The organism is Mucilaginibacter achroorhodeus, assembly GCF_007846095.1.
Lineage (GTDB): Bacteria > Bacteroidota > Bacteroidia > Sphingobacteriales > Sphingobacteriaceae > Mucilaginibacter > Mucilaginibacter achroorhodeus.
Window position 1 is genome coordinate 306,012 of record NZ_VOEI01000003.1, and the last position, 19,133, is coordinate 325,144.

At 41.9% G+C, this 19,133-nt stretch carries 16 protein-coding genes; 6 read left to right on the top strand and 10 right to left on the bottom strand.

Features of this window, described 5'->3' with window-relative positions:
- Window positions 1-65: 65 nt before the first annotated feature.
- From FPZ42_RS11075 to FPZ42_RS11090, 4 genes are all read right to left on the bottom strand, one after another.
- Window positions 66-3,476: an efflux RND transporter permease subunit gene (locus tag FPZ42_RS11075; RefSeq protein WP_146271322.1), complete on the bottom strand. Its 3,411-nt coding sequence runs from the start codon at window positions 3,474-3,476 to the stop codon at window positions 66-68.
- Window positions 3,477-3,499: 23 nt separating this feature from the next.
- Entirely contained in the window at window positions 3,500-4,603 is a 1,104-nt protein-coding gene (locus tag FPZ42_RS11080; protein WP_146271324.1) for an efflux RND transporter periplasmic adaptor subunit, read from the bottom strand.
- Window positions 4,604-4,635: 32 nt separating this feature from the next.
- Window positions 4,636-5,982: a TolC family protein gene (locus tag FPZ42_RS11085; protein ID WP_146271326.1), complete on the bottom strand. Its 1,347-nt coding sequence runs from the start codon at window positions 5,980-5,982 to the stop codon at window positions 4,636-4,638.
- Between the two features lie 84 nt (window positions 5,983-6,066).
- Window positions 6,067-6,696, bottom strand: coding sequence for a TetR/AcrR family transcriptional regulator (locus tag FPZ42_RS11090; protein WP_146271328.1), 630 nt, complete (start codon window positions 6,694-6,696; stop codon window positions 6,067-6,069).
- A gap of 114 nt (window positions 6,697-6,810) precedes the next feature.
- On the opposite strand from FPZ42_RS11090, the gene purB reads away from it, so the two are divergent.
- A complete protein-coding gene (purB, locus tag FPZ42_RS11095; protein ID WP_146271330.1) occupies window positions 6,811-8,154 on the top strand; it encodes an adenylosuccinate lyase in 1,344 nt (447 codons plus the stop codon).
- A 153-nt stretch (window positions 8,155-8,307) separates the two neighbouring features.
- Entirely contained in the window at window positions 8,308-8,859 is a 552-nt protein-coding gene (locus FPZ42_RS11100) for a NifU family protein (RefSeq protein ID WP_146271332.1), read from the top strand.
- Window positions 8,860-9,000: 141 nt separating this feature from the next.
- Here FPZ42_RS11100 and mnmE read toward each other — a convergent pair whose 3' ends face one another.
- The gene (gene mnmE, locus FPZ42_RS11105) at window positions 9,001-10,365 is read right to left on the bottom strand and encodes a tRNA uridine-5-carboxymethylaminomethyl(34) synthesis GTPase MnmE (protein WP_146271333.1); all 1,365 of its coding nucleotides are present in this window, start codon (window positions 10,363-10,365) and stop codon (window positions 9,001-9,003) included.
- A gap of 155 nt (window positions 10,366-10,520) precedes the next feature.
- On the opposite strand from mnmE, the gene FPZ42_RS11110 reads away from it, so the two are divergent.
- The 3 genes from FPZ42_RS11110 (at window position 10,521) to FPZ42_RS11120 (ending at window position 13,608) form a co-directional block, all read left to right on the top strand.
- Entirely contained in the window at window positions 10,521-11,579 is a 1,059-nt protein-coding gene (locus tag FPZ42_RS11110) for a nucleoid-associated protein (protein ID WP_146271589.1), read from the top strand.
- A 98-nt stretch (window positions 11,580-11,677) separates the two neighbouring features.
- Window positions 11,678-12,007: a hypothetical protein gene (locus tag FPZ42_RS11115; protein WP_146271335.1), complete on the top strand. Its 330-nt coding sequence runs from the start codon at window positions 11,678-11,680 to the stop codon at window positions 12,005-12,007.
- A gap of 65 nt (window positions 12,008-12,072) precedes the next feature.
- Entirely contained in the window at window positions 12,073-13,608 is a 1,536-nt protein-coding gene (locus tag FPZ42_RS11120) for a DUF4394 domain-containing protein (protein WP_146271337.1), read from the top strand.
- 61 nt (window positions 13,609-13,669) lie between these two features.
- Here the strand turns inward: FPZ42_RS11120 and FPZ42_RS11125 are convergent, their stop codons facing one another.
- The 5 genes from FPZ42_RS11125 to proS all read right to left on the bottom strand — a co-directional run bounded on the left by FPZ42_RS11125 (window position 13,670) and on the right by proS (window position 18,106).
- Entirely contained in the window at window positions 13,670-14,029 is a 360-nt protein-coding gene (locus FPZ42_RS11125) for a DUF5655 domain-containing protein (protein WP_146271339.1), read from the bottom strand.
- Between the two features lie 32 nt (window positions 14,030-14,061).
- Window positions 14,062-14,922 carry a TIGR02757 family protein gene (locus FPZ42_RS11130; protein WP_146271341.1) on the bottom strand — a complete coding sequence of 287 codons (861 nt, stop codon included), beginning with the start codon at window positions 14,920-14,922 and terminating at the stop codon, window positions 14,062-14,064.
- An 83-nt stretch (window positions 14,923-15,005) separates the two neighbouring features.
- Complete coding sequence (locus tag FPZ42_RS11135; RefSeq protein ID WP_146271343.1) at window positions 15,006-15,326, bottom strand: hypothetical protein; 321 nt, start codon at window positions 15,324-15,326, stop codon at window positions 15,006-15,008.
- A gap of 86 nt (window positions 15,327-15,412) precedes the next feature.
- Window positions 15,413-16,552 (bottom strand): cystathionine gamma-synthase, encoded by a 1,140-nt coding sequence (locus FPZ42_RS11140; RefSeq protein WP_146271345.1) that lies wholly within the window; start codon window positions 16,550-16,552, stop codon window positions 15,413-15,415.
- 81 nt (window positions 16,553-16,633) lie between these two features.
- Window positions 16,634-18,106, bottom strand: coding sequence for a proline--tRNA ligase (gene proS / locus FPZ42_RS11145; protein ID WP_146271348.1), 1,473 nt, complete (start codon window positions 18,104-18,106; stop codon window positions 16,634-16,636).
- Between the two features lie 103 nt (window positions 18,107-18,209).
- On the opposite strand from proS, the gene FPZ42_RS19455 reads away from it, so the two are divergent.
- Entirely contained in the window at window positions 18,210-19,118 is a 909-nt protein-coding gene (locus FPZ42_RS19455; RefSeq protein WP_146271350.1) for a hypothetical protein, read from the top strand.
- The last annotated feature ends 15 nt before the right edge of the window (window positions 19,119-19,133 follow it).

Genomic DNA, 19,133 nt, shown 5'->3' on the forward strand with positions numbered 1-19,133 from the left:
CTAAAACGAAAGAGCCGCACCAATTATGGTGCGGCTCTTTACTTATATGGAATTGTTGATTTGGCTTATTCTACAACAAATTCAGGTTTCTTCTCCTCTTTCTTTTTGCCAAAGAAATAGTTTTTAAGATTAACCCTGATGATATACATACATGGTACCAATATTAGTGTGATGATGGTTGCAAAACCTAAACCAAAGATCATTGTCCAAGCCAAAGGTCCCCAGAAAGCAACGTTATCGCCACCAAAGTGAATATGCGGTTCAAAGTGAGTAAACAAGCCCACAAAATCAATATTAAAACCTACTGCCAAAGGTATTAAGCCCAAAATAGCGGCAGTAGCAGTTAATAATACCGGCGTCATACGGGTGTGTCCCGCTTCAACAACAGCATCGTGGAGGCTGGCACCTTGTTCTATCAGCATATCAGTAAACTCTACCAGCAAGATACCATTACGCACCACTACACCTGCAAGGGCGATGATACCTACGCCGGTCATTACAATGGCCATGGTCATCCCAAAAAGTGCAGTACCAAGCAATACGCCGATGATGCTAAAGAAGATCTCGCTGATGATGATAAGCGTTTTACCTATCGAATTAAATTGTATCATCAAGATGATTAATATCAAACCGAAAGATGTAAGTAATGCGCCACCCAGGAAGCCAACGGCCTCAGCTTGGTCTTCCTGCCCACCACCTTGTTTTATCTGTATATCGTCTGCTTTTTTGAAGTTAGCAATTGCGCGGGTTATCTGTGTGTTGACATCATTAGCATTATAAGGCTTTATTACGTTTGAGCCCAATGTTAACACCCTGCGTTGCTGTTTACGTTTAATATTACTGTAAGTATTGGTATAGCGTATATCGCTGAAAGCAGAAACCGGTACCTGGCGTATGGCGCCGCCTGTGGCCAGATCACGATAAGTGATCTTAAGGTTACGCAATTCATCGATATTGCTGCGTTGATCTTCTCTTGCCCTCACCATAATTTTGTAGTCGTCTTCTTTAGTATTTCTAAAGTCGGCGGCTTTAGCGCCAAATATGGCTGTACCCAATTCTTGAGTTACCTGCCCGGTAGTAATACCTTCTCGGTTAGCACGTTCGCGATCAACATCAAAAACAACTTCGGGCTTATCGTTCTGCACATCAGCTATGAGGTTTTCAATACCAGCGATGTTTTGTTTTTCCAGATATGCTTTCAAGCGGTTGCCGGTTTTTACAAGCGAATCGAGGTTGTCACCCGCTATCTCTATACTGATATCTTTTTGTACCGGCGGGCCGCTATTTTCCTGTGCAACCGATATTTTGGCACCCGGTATACCCTGCACTGAACTGCGGATCTTTTTTAATATCTCTTTGGTATCTTTTCCATTCCGTTTCCCAAACTCTACGAAAGCTACAGTTACCTTACCCTTGTTTTGATAATCGCCCTGATCTTCATCTGTTGGGTCGGTAACACCTTTGGTAACGTTTGAAATTATGGACGAAACAATGTCTTTATCAGGTTCCACTACCTTGGCTACCTTTTTTTCGATATTTTCAGTTACCTGATTGGTGGTTGCCTGGTCAGTACCTATCGGCATGGTGATATAGACGTAGGCAAAGTTAGGGTCGCCAGCAGGGAAAAACTCAGGTGTTTTACCTAACACTGCCGTTAAAATAATAGCTACAATGAAAAGACCGAAAGTACCAACCAGCATAGTTACCGGGCGCTTAACCGCGCGTTCCAGCCATTTTGCATACCAATTCTGAAACTTTGGCCATCCATTCTTTTGAAAACGGTCTATCACTTTCAGCAGGAAGAAATGGTTAAGCAGATACAATACAATGATCAGCACCATAAAGTTACCGAAGCCGAAATTGATAAGATAGCCGATGACGGTTGCCGCCACTAACCATATTAAAGTGCGTTTTGTCGCCTTATCAAACTTAGGGTTGTCATGTTCACCATCGTGATGAGGTTTCATGAAATCTACGGCAAAAACCGGGTTCATGATGTAAGCAACTACTAACGATGCCAACAAAGTAATGATCAACGTTATAGGCAGGAAGAACATAAAGTGACCGATCAAACTATTCCAAAAAGCTAAGGGCACAAATGGTGCAAGCGTCGTCATGGTACCTGAGAACACTGGTAAGAATACCTCACCCGCTGCCATCTTAGCTGCTTCTTTTATCGGCACCTTACCATTGGCAAAAATACGGTGTGTATTCTCAATAACCACAATGGCATCATCTACCACAATACCCAGAGCCAGCAGGAATGAGAACAGCACAATCATGTTAAGTGTAAAGCCTATAGCCGGCATTATCAGGAAGGCAATAAAACATGATAACGGAACTGATAATGCCACAAAGATGGCGTTGGTGGTTCCCATAAAAAACATCAGGATCACCGTTACCAAAATAAAACCAATAACAATGGTATTGATAAGATCATTAAGCGTAGTTCTTGTTTTATCACTCTGATCGCCGGTAACAGTGATGTTAAGCCCTTTAGGAAAAACATCTTTTTGCTTTTCTTTTATCAAAGCATTTATCTTGTCTGATGCTTCAATCAGGTTTTCTCCCGCCCTTTTGCTAACGTTAAGCGTAATTACATTTTTAAAAACGTTGCTGTTAGGTGTCTTTAAACGTGCGTAACTCTCCTGCTCTAAAAAAGAATCCTTTACCTCCGCTATATCACGCAGATAAATCGCCTGTCCTTTTGGATTACGGATAATCATGGCAGCAACCTCATCAGCGTTTTTAAAATCTTTCTTTATATCGATACTTCTGCGTATGCCATCAGTTTTAATGGTACCGGCAGATGAAAGAATATTCTCCTTGCCAATTGCACTTGTAATGTCGGTGAATGTAACCTGCGCTGAAGCCATCTTATTCAGATCAACATTTACCTGGATCTCGGGTGTCAATGCACCAACTTCATCAACTTTTGATATTTCGCGGTAACCTTCTATTTCGTCTTTTAACAGATCGGCATATTCCTTCAGTTTTTTAAGGCTGTAGTCGCCGGATATGTTAATGTAAAGGATCGGAAGATCGGCAACGTTGATATCGGATATTACTGGTTCTTTAAAATTATTATCGTTCTGCGGAAGATCTTGTTTTGCTTTATCAACAGCATCTTTAACATCTATTTTGGCGTCCTTGATCTTTATATTAGCCTGAAATTCGCAGGTAATAATTGATACGTTTTGTACCGAATTGGATGTTACCTTTTTTAAGCCTTTTAGCGATTTAAGCTGTTTCTCTAATTGGCGGGTAACCAGGTTTTCTACGTTTTCTGCAGATTGCCCTGCCCACGTAGTGGTAACAAACACTTTTGACTGCGCAATGTCCGGGAAGTTTTCTTTTGGCAGGTTGTTATAACTAATAAGGCCTAAGACCGTAATCAGGAACATCAACACGTATATAGCCGTCTTATTATCTATGGCCCAACTCGAGGGCGCAAATTCTTTTTTTATATCTTTCATATCTGTTGTAGATAAGGTGAGGTTTAAATAGCAGATTTAGAGGCCTTTATTTTGTCGCCGTCTTCAATATCGGCAGCGCCTTCGGTAACTACCTGGTCGCCCGCTTTAAGGCCTGTTAGTATTTCTGTAACGCCACCATAGGTTACACCTCCTTTTATAGCTGTACGTTTGGCAACACCGTTAGCATTTACATATACATAGTCACCTTCTTCAGAGCGTTGGATAGCTTTAACCGGCACCGTGATCGCGTTTGCTTTTGAATAATCTGCTATTTTCAAAATAGCCGTCATGTTAGGGCGAAGCGTTTTGCGCTGGGGTAACTTTACTTCAACCGCGAAGCTACGTGATGTTGGGTCTATAGCTTTAGCGGCAAATGTAATGTTAGTCATCAATGAGTCGTTTGCATCAGGTACAACAACATTTACTTTATTGCCTGTTTGCACACTGCCTGAATATGATTCAGGAACATCTGCCTTAACTTTTAATATATCTGCATTTACAATGCGGATACCGTTTGTACCCGGTTGTGCAACCTGTCCTAACTTTAAGTCCATCTGGTCAACCGTACCGTTTATAGGCGATACAATGCGGTACATGGCTGCCTGCTCACGTAAAGCCGACAAAGCTTTTTTGCTGGCTTGTAAATTTGTCTGTTGTTGTAAAAATTGTACTTCGGTACCGATCTTTTGATCCCACAAGGCTTTTTGGCGGTTGTAAAGGGTTTGATTTAAACTTACCTGCGCTTCAGACTGGGCAATATTTTGTCTTAAAACACTATTGTCTAACTGCACTAATAATTGGCCTTTAGAGACGTGCTGTCCCGCCTTAACATAAATACCGGTTATTGTACCGGGCGATTGGGGGTACGCTGTTACGTTATCCTGCGCGTCAATTTTACCTTGTATTTGCACGTAGTTAGTAAATGTTCCGCTTTTAACGTCTACCACTCCTACCTCGGTAGTTTTGGTAGAATCGTTACCACCAACTTCCGCCTGCAGCTTGGTTATTTTAGCGTTAATATCCTGCTGTTGTTTTTGCAGGTCGGCCAGTTCCGCTTTTTTATCTTTCGGCTTGTTTGAGCATGCTGCCAGTACTACAAGGGCCGGTATGTATAAATATTTTTTCATGTTGAGTTTTTATATGAGTGATATAGTTTGTGTTATTGTATTCTGCCGTAAGCTTTATCAAGGTCTACTTTGCTTACCAAGGCATCATAAAGACTTTGCACGTAAGAATTGTCGGCATTTTCGAGCTCTGTTTGAGCTTGGGTGACCTCGATGCTTGAGCCTACGCCCTGCTGATATTTTATCTTGGCAACCCGTAGAACCTCACGCGCCAGTTCCTGGTTGCGCTTTTGATTATTAAGCGACTGCAGGCCGTTAAAGTAAACAACCTTAGCCTGCTCTGCCTGTAATCCCAAAGCATTTTTAAGACTGTTAAGATTGTTCTGATTTTTTTGTACCGTTATCTCAGATTGTTTAACCCTGTTAGTTCTTTGGAAACCACTAAAAATTGGAACATTTAGCGTTAAACCTACATATGATGACGGAAAGCTTGTTGTATAAAGGTTGCGAAAGCTATTGTTTTGGTACGATAAGGCATAGCTTGCGTTAGCAGATAAAGTAGGTAAAAACTGTGCTTTCTGGCGTCTAAGATCAAACTGGCTAAGCTTGAGGTTAGTTTCTAATAAACCGTACTCGATACGTTTTTTATAAAATGTTGTATCACCCGCTATTTGTGCTACATCGGCATCCATGTTAATATCCGTAAGCTTGTCTTTAAGCGTAAGGTTAAATTCTATAGGCATGCCTATTTGAAATTTTAACAATTGGTAATTAAGGGCAAGCAGCCTTAGCGTATTTTCGCGGTTAGTTACAAGGTTATTGTATTGTACAGCGATCCTATCTACATCTATCTTTTCTACAAAGCCCTGTTTATTTTGAGCAGTGGTTTGGTCAACCTGTTGTTTAAGCTGGGCAATGTTAGCATCCAATAGTTTTATTTGCTCATTACTTACCAATACTTGGTAATATGCCTTGGTAACGTTTGCTATCACATCTATTTTGGTACGCGTGTAAGCACGGTTGTAAAGCTCCTTATAAGTTTTTCTGCTTTGCAAACCGATTATATAGCTTGGGTCAAATAACAATTGGCTGGCGCTTGCGGCAAGGTTTGACTGGTATTTTACACCAAATTTAACAGGTATAAAAGTGCCCGCCGGCTGCCCAAAAAATTCGCCTGGTAGCAATGTTGTAGGCACCTTTAAATAATCCTGAAAGGTTGCCTGGCCGCTTATTTGCGGTAAGCCCTGTCCAATTATTTCTTTAACGCGGTAATCAGCGCTGGTAATGTCCAGTCGTGCATTTACAACCGAGTCTTTATGAGCAATGGCATAGTCAACCGCTTCCTGTATGGAAAAGTTGTATGCCTGCGGCCCTGGCTGCGTTTGCGAGTAGCCTTTAACAGCCGCTATTAAGCACATTATTAGGGTAAGTATTCGTTTCATTGTGTGTGTATGGTAGTTTGTTGTTTGTTTCTGTTAAGCAAAGCAAGCGTAATTATTGACAGCAGTATGTCAGCAGCATTTAAGTCAACTCGCCTTTTTTTCATTGTGTGCTGTTTTGTACCTATCAAGCATCTCATGCCCCTTTAGCGTACAAATGCCGTAATTAAAGTGTTCAAGCATTTGGTATTGCACCTTCCATGGGCTAAATTGTGACACCGGGAATATTGCGTTGTTGAAGCCCATTTCAACCTGGTTAACACGCATTTTAGCCATTATTTTCACATCAATGTCAGGCCTGATGAAACCCTGCTCTATTCCTTTGAGTAAAAGTTGCTCTAACGTTTGCACCAATACCTCTGATTTAAACCGCTGAAATTCCGCCCACGAATCCGGGTGATACTTCTGCATGTCATGTACAACTATGGGATTAATGCGGCTGAAGATCTCTTCAGAAGCCTTCATCATATTCATCATCTCTTCAATTACATTTGATGAATTGTTAATGATGTCTACTATTTGGCATTCATCGTCGCGAAGCTTTTTCTTAACGAGTGCCATTACCATATCATTCTTGTCTTTAAAGAAATGGTAGATCGTCTTTTTTGACATACCTAAATGGCGGGCTATATCGTCCATCGTAACGCTTCGAATACCAGCTTGTAGAAAAAGCTCTTCGGCACCTAAAATTATTCTATCGATTTGACCGTTTGACATTTCGAGTCAAAACTATGGAAACATTTTTAGATTTCAAAGTTTCCAATTCAATTTACTTCCGTATTACAATCGCCTCTTTTCCACAATTGTCTATCTTTGCAAAAAAATCACTCAATGGATTTAAATTCCCTAACTGCCATATCTCCTGTCGACGGTAGGTACCGTAACTCAACATTATCACTTGCAGCTTACTTTTCCGAATTTGCCCTAATCAAATACCGTATTTTTATTGAGGTTGAATATTTTATAGCACTTTGCGAGCAGCAATTACCACAGCTACAAAATTTTGATAAAAGCAAGAGCGAAAAGTTACGAGATATCTATAAAAATTTTTCAGAACAGGATGCAGTCGTTATTAAGGAAATTGAGAAAACCACTAACCACGATGTAAAAGCCGTTGAGTACTTCATCAAAAAAGAATTTGATAAACTTGGCCTGGAGGAATTTAAGGAGTTTATCCATTTTGGCTTAACATCACAGGATATTAACAATACTGCCATACCATACTCATTTAAAGCTGCGCTGCAAGAAGTTTATCTGCCTGAGATAAATTCACTGATAGCTAAATTGAAGGACTATGCTGCCGAGTGGGCCAATATACCTATGCTGGCCCATACACATGGCCAACCCGCATCACCTACCCGTTTAGGAAAAGAGCTACAGGTATTTGTTGAGCGACTGGAAAAACAGGTTGAGCAACTGAAAGCAGTTCCGCACGGTGCTAAGTTTGGCGGAGCAACTGGTAATTTCAATGCACATCAAGTGGCTTATCCTCAGGTGGATTGGAAAGCTTTTGGTAATCACTTTATCAATGATATTTTAAGTCTTGATCGTTCGCAATATACCACGCAGATAGAACACTATGATAATTTTGCCGCGCAATGCGATGCCATGAAACGCATCAATAATATCATCATAGATCTTGATCGTGATATATGGACCTATATCAGCATGAACTTCTTTAAGCAAAAGATAAAGGCCGGTGAGGTTGGTTCATCTGCCATGCCACACAAAGTTAACCCGATAGATTTTGAGAACAGTGAGGGTAATCTTGGTATTGCCAATGCCTTGTTTGAACACCTGGCGGCAAAGTTGCCTATATCCCGTTTACAACGTGACCTTACCGACTCGACCGTTCTGCGGAATATTGGCGTACCTGTGGCGCATAGCTTGATCGCCTTTAAATCAACCCTGCGGGGACTGAACAAATTATTACTCAACGAAGCCGCCATTAATGCAAGCTTAGAAGCCAATTGGGCAGTAGTTGCGGAGGCTATACAGACTATTTTGCGCCGCGAGGGCTATCCTAATCCTTATGAGGCTTTAAAAGAGCTTACCCGTACCAACACACAAGTTAACGCACAAACGATTTCAGAATTTGTGGACACGTTAAATATCAGCGACAATGTTAAGCGGGAACTAAAGCAGATCACGCCGCAAAATTACACAGGAATTTAAAGCATAAACCCAAAGCAAAAAAAATCTAACGATAGTTAAGCTTAGAATATAATCTCTCAAGTATTTTAGCGTCATTCACAGGTCAAAAGCCAAGTGTATGGATGCTTAAACCAAAAGCCTGTTTATATTTGTTCTACTTATAAATTAGAAAAGATGAATATCAACGTATATACTGAAGCTACTCCAAATCCGGCAACCATGAAGTTCATTGTGAACAAGTTGCTGATCAACGGCAGTGTTGACTATCCTACCAAAGAAAGTGCGGAAAAGTCGCCTTTTGCTAAGGAGCTGTACAAGTTTAACTTTGTCAACGGCGTATTCTTTGCCAGCAACTTTGTAACCGTAACCAAAACGGAAGGTGCCGATTGGGATGATATTCAACCTATCCTCAAAGAGTTTGTTAAAGGCGCTGTTGAAGCAGAGTACAAAGTACAGGAGGTTGAGCAGGATACCAACGTTGAATTTGAAGGTACCGAAACCGAAATTAAAATTCAGCAGATATTAAACGATTACGTCCGACCGGCCGTAGAGCAAGATGGTGGCGCTATCGCTTACCGCTCATTTGACGAAGGCGTAGTTACTGTTGAACTTCGTGGTTCATGCAGCGGTTGCCCATCATCAACTGTTACGCTAAAAGCAGGTATTGAGAACTTATTAAAACGTATGGTGCCAGAAGTTACTGAAGTGGTTTCAGAGGCGCTTTAGTAGCTTAGGCAGATATTATTATTTAGTAAAACAAGTTTAACTTTCCTCAAGGCAATTTTAGAAAAGTTAAACTTGCTTTAATATTATATCTGGAGTAACATATCATCATGGTATCTGGAAAAATAAAGCATGTATATTTGGTTACTTACCGATACAAAACTTACTAAATATATTCTCCAATAAATCATCTGTGGTAACGGCGCCGGTTATTTCGCCGAGGTAGTGCAGGGCTTGCTTGATGTCCATTGATAGGAAATCGGAAGTGACGTTTTCCATGCCGTTCAGAACCCTCGTCAATGATTCCTGCGTTTTTTGAAGGGCCTCTAAGTGGCGTATATTGGTTACAAGTGTTTCATGACCCGTTAGTTGTTCTTTAATGGCGGCGTTGTAGATCTTGTTCTTGAGCTCATCTATCTGCTGTTTTTCCTTTGCAGAAATCACTATTGCTCTGTCTGTATGTGGTAAGCTTAATAATTGTTCGTCGTTCAAAAGGTCCGCTTTGTTAGCTACTACCAGCATTTCAACACCTGGCTTCCTTAAACGCTCGAGATCATTGTTTAATTCATCGATACTGATTTCTGCAGCGTCAAATACGTATATAAGTAAAGCCGATTGACTGATCTTTTCCATTGTTCTTTGAACACCAATCTGCTCGATAGTGTCTGTGGCCTCACGTATCCCGGCAGTATCTATCAATCTGAAATTTATACCGTTGATGTTCAGCACCTCTTCTATCGTATCCCTTGTAGTACCAGCTATATGGCTTACAATGGCACGTTCTTCGTTCAAAAGCGCGTTTAATAATGTAGATTTACCTGCATTTGGCCTGCCGGCTATTACTGTATTTACACCATTTTTGATAGCGTTACCAAGCTCAAAGGATTGTATAAGATCACTGATGATCTTATTTATCGTGTAGATCAATTGCTTTAATTGATCGCGATTTGCAAACTCAACGTCTTCTTCAGCAAAGTCTAATTCCAGCTCGATCAACGAAGCAAACTGCACAAGTTGCTCTCTTAACTGGGCTAATTGGTTACTGAAACCACCTCTTAATTGCTGCAAAGCAATCTGTTGCGAAGCTTTTGAATTTGAAGCAATAAGATCAGCAACGGCTTCCGCTTGCGAAAGGTCCAACTGGCCATTTAAAAAAGCTCTTAAGGTGAACTCACCTGCCTTGGCTGCCCTCGCCCCTCTTTTTATCAGGAGCTTAATTATCGATTCAATAATAAAGTTAGAACCATGGCAAGATATTTCAACAACGTTTTCACGCGTGTAGGATTTTGGGCCAACAAAAAGTGAAACCACCACCTCATCCAATATCACATCGCCATCAATAATACTACCGTAGTGCAGCGTATGGGTAGCTTGCTTAGTTAAGTCTTTCCCTTTAAATACACTATTGGCAATTGTAATTGCTTCGGGGCCTGATAAGCGAATAACGCCTATGGCGCCTGCGCCGCTGGGCGTTGCCAGTGCAACTATGGTATCTTCTGTTTGAGTCATTGGATCAATGGGTCATTTGGTTATTCCCGTATTACCCGCGCAAAAATCGTTATTTCGGCGCAATGTTCCTAAGTCATATTCCTGTCAGTGATGTTTAAAAATAATGACTCGATGACTTCAATGACTCAATGACAAATATCTACCTTCGCATCACTATGGTAACCTTTTTTGAAGCTTCGCTCGGTATAATCTCCGTTCATCATGTTGGCAATCCATCACAAGGCGAAATGTATTCCCTTTCGCCACAGCCTTTGGAACTTAAAGATGATGTGATAGGCCCACTCCTGCTTCAATATTTTCTAAAGCCTTTTGAGAAAGCAAACGAAGTTTACCACCTTATGCATAGCAGTGACGATTTGGCCCTTAATGAGGTCCACCATTTTACCACTGCTGTTTTTGATGACAAGGGAAAGTTTCATGAGGCATCTGAGCAAATGGCAAAGCACCTGTATGCCTCAAGCACGCACCCTAATATTAAGGGCGGTGAGCTCTATGTGGTGTACTTTAACAACGTGCAGATAGAAGGCGAATTACTTGATGCCATTGGCATTTTTAAATCAGAGAACAAAGAAACCTATTTAAAAGTATATCCCGACAAAGGTGGTTTTGCTGTTGATTATGAGCAGGATGCAATCAACATCAATAAGCTTGATAAAGGCGTATTGATCTTTAACGTAGAGAAAGAAAACGGCTACAAAGTGGTTGTGGTAGATAAAGCCACTGGCGGGCAGGAAGCTGCCGTGTATTGGAAAGATGAATTTCTGCAACTAAAGATCCGTAACGATAGTTTTAATCAAACCAGCAATGCTCTGGGTGTTTATAAAAACTTTGTGACCAACAAGCTCGACGAAGAATTTGAAATGACCAAGGCAGATAAAATAGATCTGCTTAACCGATCAATGAAGTACTTTAAAGAAAAGGAAACATTTGATCTGGACGAATTTGCAGACGAAGTGATCAGCAACCCTGAAGCTATTGAGTCATTTAAGACATTCAAAAATAGCTACGAAGAAGAATTTGATACCAAAATTGCCGATACCTTTGAGATATCCGACAATGCCGTTAAAAAACAAGCGCGTGTTTACAAGAGCGTTTTAAAGCTGGATAAAAACTTCCATATTTACATACATGGCAATAAAGATCTGATTGAGAAAGGCTTTGACGATGGGAAAGCCATGAATTATTATAAAGTATTTTTTAACCAGGAGGCTTAATCACAACAACCAATGGTTGTGATTATTAATTGGCTTGTTAAAACTGGGCAATACCAATAAGCGTATCTATGTAAAGCATTTAGGCTTAATATTGGTACGTGATAACTACACTACATGATCGCTACTTACTTTTAAGAATTGCTCTTGGCATCATTATAATTGCTGCCATCAGTTGCAAAGTTGTAGCCCCTTTAGCGTTACATCTTAAACCCTTCATAAAAGAATTTTCTACCGGTTCACAAGAAGATTCCACTGAAAAAAAGGCAGAGCAAACTACGTCGGAAAAGGAAAATTTCTTTGACATGGTCAAAGCTTATTGCTCGCCTGTTATATCGGGTACTCAGCTCGTACATCTCACTGCCTACAACAATAATTATAAAACCTCTTATTTCAATTCTATTACCATTCCGCCTCCGGATATATTTTAATTTACTATCCCTTAAAGTCCGCCTTGTCGGCTATTTACATCGTAAATTATTAAGATATATCTAACATGAAAATATTTAATCTTTATTCGAAAAGACTGAGTTTACTATGCTCAGCAATCATCATCATTTTATCCGCATCCTGTAAAAAGGATCGAGTTAATGTAGACCCGGTTGATGATCAAATAACCGGCCCTGACCTTGCTTTTTTTGCGATCACTACAGATAACCAATTATTGGCTGTGAATGCAAAAAACGTATCCACGATCACCAAACAAACACCAATAAGCGGCTTGCAATCTGGTGAAAACATACTTGCAATTGATTTTAGGCCGGCTACAGGTCAACTTTATGGTTTGGGAAGCAGCAGCCGCATATACGTTATCAACACTGAAAATGCTGCAGCAAGAGCTATTGGAACAACGCCCTTTACTCCGGCACTTGACGGAACTGCTGCGGGCTTTGATTTTAACCCAACGGTTGACAGAATTCGTGTAGTAACCAATACTGGTCAAAATCTCAGGTTAAATCCTGAAACAGGTTTAGCTGCTGCAACCGATGGTAAGATAAATGGGGCAGCCGGTGCTACTGTAACCGCAGCTGGCTACACCGGCAATCAGGCAGGCTCCTCAAGTACGATACTATATGTAATTGATCCGACCAATGATAAATTATACAAGCAAGACCCGCCTAACGACGGCACCCTTGTTGAAGTTGGTAAACTTGGTACTGATGTACAGCAGACCGGCGGTTTCGATATTAGCCCCGATGGGAAAAATGCCCTCGCAACCCTCTCAAGCAATAATAAATGGAGTCTCTACAGTATTAACCTGGAAAATGGGAAGGCAACTAAAATAAAAAATGATTTTGCTGCATCTATCAGAGGAATAGCTATACCTACCCAGCCGGTAGCTTATGCAATTAGCTCAACCAATCAGCTCGTAATTTTTAATCCAAGCAACCCAGTTCCTGTAACAAAAGCAATCACCGGTATGGCGGCATCAGAAAGTGTGCTTGGTATTGATTTTAGACCTGTTAACGGTCAGCTTTATGCTTTGGGCAGTACCAGCAGATTATATACGATCAACACTTCATCAGGCGCAGCAACGGCAATTGGCACGGTACCTTTTACTACCCTGCTTTCAGGAACACAGTTTGGATTTGACTTTAACCCGGCAGTAGACAGGATACGCATTGTGAGTAACACCGGCCAAAATCTTAGGGTTAACCCTGACAACGGCGCTATAGCAGCGGTAGATGGTGTTTTATCACCAGGTACGCCATCTGTAAGTGCTGCGGCCTATACCAACAATTTTGCCGGTACTGCTACTACAACATTGTTTGATATAGACACTCAAACCAATATGCTTTATAAACAAGATCCACCAAACTCTGGTACATTGGTACCAGTTGGGCCTTTGGGCATAACTGCATCAGCAAGTAATGGTTTTGACATTGGTGGAACAAGCGGAACAGCTTATGCGTTGCTGACCGTAAATGGGGTAACAAAAGTTTATACAATAAATTTGACTACCGGGGCAGCTACAGCAGGTGCTACGCTTGCCGGTGATGTTAAAGGCTTTGCATTAGGCTTGGGCTTTTAAGCTTAAAGCCTCATATTTAATCGAGTCCCGCGTTGTGCAACGCGGGACTTTTTTAGTTATGCTACTGTTGATAAGCAAGTTTGATAAACTTTTTAACTTCTTCATTTACATCATCAGTTGTAAATATCCTTAAATGATGATTGTATTGCTGTTGCCCCGGCACTTGCGCTATTTTCTGAAAGCAAAGGTTATCCGAATACTGTTGTTTAAACGGGAAAACTATTTGGACGAAGTTTTTGCCCAACTGCGTTACCCATGCAATGCGTTTATGGCCGTTATTAATTGCGATCATACTTTTTAACGGCACAACTTCTATAGAGCCGACTTTTACAAACTCTTTAATGAGGTGATCAAAAAGCCTAAGCGTAATTTCGCTCTTACCATTGGTAAAGTTTGATAGTTGATATTCTTCTGATGCCATTATACAAACATAGCATGAGTTTGTCCTTTTCGCTACAACTCCGGTAAAACACCCTCAATTCCCCAGCGTTCTTCAATACCAAGGCCGAACAGTGCAAAATCATATTTCACGGGGTCTGTCGGATCCAACTGGCGTAAACGTTCTGTTAATTCATTGGCCGTTTGCCAATCGTTTTGTTTGCGGGTGATGAGTTTTAGCTTGCGGGCTACACGGTCAACATGCAGGTCGCAGGGGCATATCAGGTCGGCGGGCGTAAGCTTTTGCCAGATACCAAAATCAACGCCTGCATTATCCTTTCGTACCATCCAGCGCAGAAACATATTCAACCGTTTGCAGGTCGACTTTTGTGATGGCGAGGAAACGTGCTTTTTTGTGCGATGCGGATAGTCGGGTAGAGAGAAGAAATAGGAACGGAAATGATTGAGATATCTTTCAATCTTTTCAGTTTTGTCATGCTGAGTGGGACGAAGCATCTGTTCATGAACAGATGCTTTATTATCATCCAGAATGACAGGTTTATCGACAGGTACAAATGCATCTTCTAAACTATCAAATCGCTCATAATGCCATCTAAAGAAAGCTATGAAATACAGTGTATCAATATCGTTAAATGTACGGTGCTTAAAATGAAGTAGTTTTTTTAGATCCGGTTCTTCATGGTTGATGATAAAATCATAAGGTGCGCCATCCATCAACTCGATCAACTCCTTGCATTTCTTGATAATGGTGACACGCTGCCCCCAGGCAAGTGTTGCCGCCCAAAATCCCATGATCTCGATATCCTGTTTCTTGCTGAACACATGCGGAATCACTATCGGGTCGTTCGCAATAAACTCGGGGCGGTTATATTGCGCTACTTTTTCTTCGAGAAAAGACTTTAAATTTTCACTCATAAATTCGATCGAGAAAACAAAAGCCGGGACAACAAGAAATCTCTTGCTGTGCCGGCTGTTTAGATCCTACCAGGCAACCTGGTTTATATTTCGGGTTGTCGCCATATAGTAGCTTTCTCCCATTTGGTAAGCTTATTGTTTTCAAAATACAACCAATAAGTGCCTACCGGGTCTACTTCCTGTGTATACTGCACAACTTCTATCAGGTTTTCGGTTTCGGCGTCTCTTTTGGCTGCAATGATATTATCAGGCCTTTTCTTTATTGTTGCCCTCACTTCCTCTTTGGTCATCCCCAATTTTAAAGAGTTAAGGTTAACCTTTGCAATAGGATCAAACATTGCGCAAGAAGAAAACGAAATAATTACGAAGAGCACTAATACTTTTAATGTGATTTTCAGGGTCATGGTTTATGTGGTTTATATCACATAAGATGGCCGCCAGCCACAATGGTTTAGTGCCGTAATTCAATTATTATATATCGCCTTGATAATTAAGCTAAAGCTTGTTTCAAATCTTCTAAGAGGTCTTCAATATCCTCCACACCAACGCTCAAACGCAGCAGGTTGTCTACCACACCTGCTTTGTCGCGCTCAGCTTTAGGGATAGATCCGTGGGTCATGCTCACAGGGTGGTTGATCAATGATTCAACACCGCCTAATGACTCAGCTAATGAAAACACTTTAAATGATGAAGCAATGCGGAAAGTCTCCTGCAGATCGGCATCCTTTAATACGATAGAGATCATACCGCCGAAGTCGCGCATTTGGTTTTTAGCCACTTCATGGTTCGGCGAATCCGGAAAACCCGGCCAATAAATTTTCTCAACACGTGGGTGATCCTTCAGGAACTCAGCAACCTGCCGGCCGTTCTCGCAATGTGCTTTCATACGCAGGTGCAGCGTTTTAATACCGCGCAGCACTAAGAAGCTATCCATTGGCCCAGGGGTAGCGCCACAGGCGTTATAAATAAACCAAAGCTGTTTGTAAAGCTCCTCGTCGTTCATCATCAAAGCGCCCATTACCACATCGCTGTGGCCACCAATGTATTTGGTAACAGAGTGCATTACAATGTCGGCACCAAAATCAATAGGGTTTTGCAGGTATGGCGATGCAAAGGTATTATCAACCACAAAAAGCAAATTGCTTGCTTTGGCTATCTTACCTACCGCCTCGATATCCACAACCTGCATGGTTGGGTTAGTAGGTGTTTCTATCCAAACCAGGCGGGTTTTATCATTGATGTATTCTTTAATTACCTCCGGATCTTTAAGATCAAGGAAGTGAAACTTAATACCGTAGTTAGCATAAACTTTTGTGAAGATACGATATGACCCGCCATAAAGGTCGTTACCGGTGATTACCTCATCGCCAGGCTTAAGCAGCTTCATTACTGCATCAGTGGCGCCCATTCCGCTTGAGAATGCCAAACCGTATTTAGCATTTTCCAAAGCTGCAAGGCAATCTTCCAAAGCCTTACGGGTTGGATTTGTTCCGCGCGAGTACTCATAACCTTTATTATCCCCCGGCGATTTTTGCCAGTAGGTTGATGTCTGGTATATCGGCGTCATTATAGCACCGGTAGTTGGATCGGGCTCCTGCCCTGCGTGTATTGCTTTAGTCGCGAATTTCATTTTTCAAAGTTGATAGTTCATAGATAATGGTTCATGGCTTGTCAAGTTACTATGAACTATCAACCATAAACTATTTGACAATTAATAAGCCCTTGCAAATAGCACCCGCTGTGTAGACGGCTTGCCGGTACGGATACAAGTACCCTTTTCCTGCTTATTGTTCAAAGGTATACAACGTATTGTAGCCTTAGTTTCATCTTTTATAAGTTGCTCAGTTTCGGCAGTGCCATCCCAATGGGCGGATAAAAAGCCGGGCTTTTCATCTAACAAACGTTTAAACTCTTCGTAATCGTTTACATCAACAGTATTTTCAGTACGGAAATCTGCAGCCTTGTTATAAATATTGGCTTGAATTTCCTCTAATAAAGCTTCAATTTTTGCAGCTAAGCCCTCTTGAGCAACGGTTTCCTTAGTTTTGGTGTCACGGCGGGCAAGCTCAACTGTTCCGTTCTGCATATCGCGGCTGCCGATAGCAACGCGTAACGGTACACCTTTAAGTTCATATTCTGCGAATTTGGCGCCCGGTCGATGCGTATCGCGATTGTCAAATTTGATAGAGATGCCTTTAGCAACCAGCTCTTTCTTAAGCGAATTTACAAATGTGGTGATGTTAGCCAACTCCTCATCGTGCTTGTAAATAGGCACCACTACTACCTGTATTGGAGCTAATTTAGGAGGCAATACTAAACCGGCATCATCAGAGTGCGACATGATCAATGCACCTATTAAACGGGTTGATACCCCCCATGAGGTTGCCCATACGTAATCCTGTACGTTCTCTTTATTGGTAAACTTCACATCAAAAGCTTTGGCGAAGTTTTGTCCCAAAAAGTGAGAAGTACCCGCCTGAAGCGCTTTACCATCCTGCATTAGAGCCTCGATACAATAGGTATCTAAAGCACCGGCAAAACGCTCATTAGGGGTTTTACGGCCGCGCACAACGGGCAATGCCATAAAATTTTCAGCGAACTCAGCATACACCTCAAGCATTTGCTCGGTTTCAGCAATAGCTTCTTCTGCAGTAGCGTGAGCAGTATGGCCTTCCTGCCATAAAAACTCGCTGGTACGCAGGAACAGGCGGGTTCGCATTTCCCAGCGCATTACGTTGGCCCATTGGTTAACAAGGATAGGTAGATCGCGGTAGCTTTGTATCCAGCCACGATAGGTGTTCCATATAATGGTTTCTGATGTAGGGCGGATGATAAGCTCTTCCTCTAATTTTGCCTCCTCATCAACAATAATATTACCATCTCCATCGTTCTTGAGCCTGTAATGTGTTACAACAGCACATTCTTTAGCGAAGCCCTCTACGTGGCTGGCCTCTTTTGAGAAGAAAGACTTAGGAATGAGCAACGGGAAATAGGCATTTACGTGCCCGGTATCCTTAAACATTTTGTCGAGCGTCGCCTGTATTTTTTCCCATATAGAATAGCCGTACGGCTTAATGATCATACATCCTCTCACGGGCGAATACTCGGCCATGTCAGATTTAATTATTAAGTCGTTAAACCATTGCGAATAATCTTCGTCTTTGCTGATGACACCTTTGCTCATATATTTACTTTTGGAATAGTATTTGACCTGATTTTAACATTTAGCAGGTGCCAAATTTATAAATTTATACGTTTATTTGAACCGAACTTTTATACTCCACTATATGAAACGGAACCTTGTCCTGGGAATTATCGCAATCGGCGCAATTGCGCTGAATTCCTGCTCTGTTAATAAGACAGCTTCTAACACCCAAAATGGGGATGATATGTACTATTCAAAGGCCACAGCTGTTGAGGCGCCAGAATATACTGCCTACCAACAAGAGGTTGCTAATAACGATGAATATAATGACGATGACGATTATTTTTATTACGATAATTATGCATCGCGTATAAACCGTTTCAGTTATTTTTCACCATTCGGCTATTATGATACAGGCTATTGGGGTTATGGCTACGGTTATCCTTATTATGGCAGCGGCTTTGGGCTTGGCTTAAATTACGGTTGGGGCGGCCCGTGGGGCGGCTACGGACTTGGATGGAATGCAGGTTTTGGCTGGGGAGGATATGGCTGGGGTTCGCCATGGGGCTATGGCTGGGGCGGCCCGTGGGGTTACGGCGGATTTTATTCCCCCTACTCTTTCTGGGGAACCGGATACGGCTATGGAGGCGGAGGCTACTGGGGCGGATACTCTGCATTTAACAGAGGCAACGCAAGACCGTACAGAGGTAACGGAACAGCAGGCGGCGGTACAGGTTATAACGCCAGCAGAAGTGCATTTGGGGGTTACAATGCCCGCCCGGTTGGAAGCAGCGGTGGTTACTCAAATGGTATAGGATATATACCTGAGCGAGGTATGCGCGGCGCAAGGGGTGGCGGTATGGGTGGCTCGGCAAGACCAGGTTTTGGCAACAATAATGGTAGCATGCGCCCGACACGAGGTGAACGCCCAACTTACCAACCAGAGCAAATTCAACGACCAGCTCCTACTCCTTCGCCGAGCAGTTTTGGCGGTGGCGGTGGCGGTGGCTCCATGAGAGGCGGCGGCGGCGGTAGACCGGTTAGAAACTAAAAACACATCAACCTT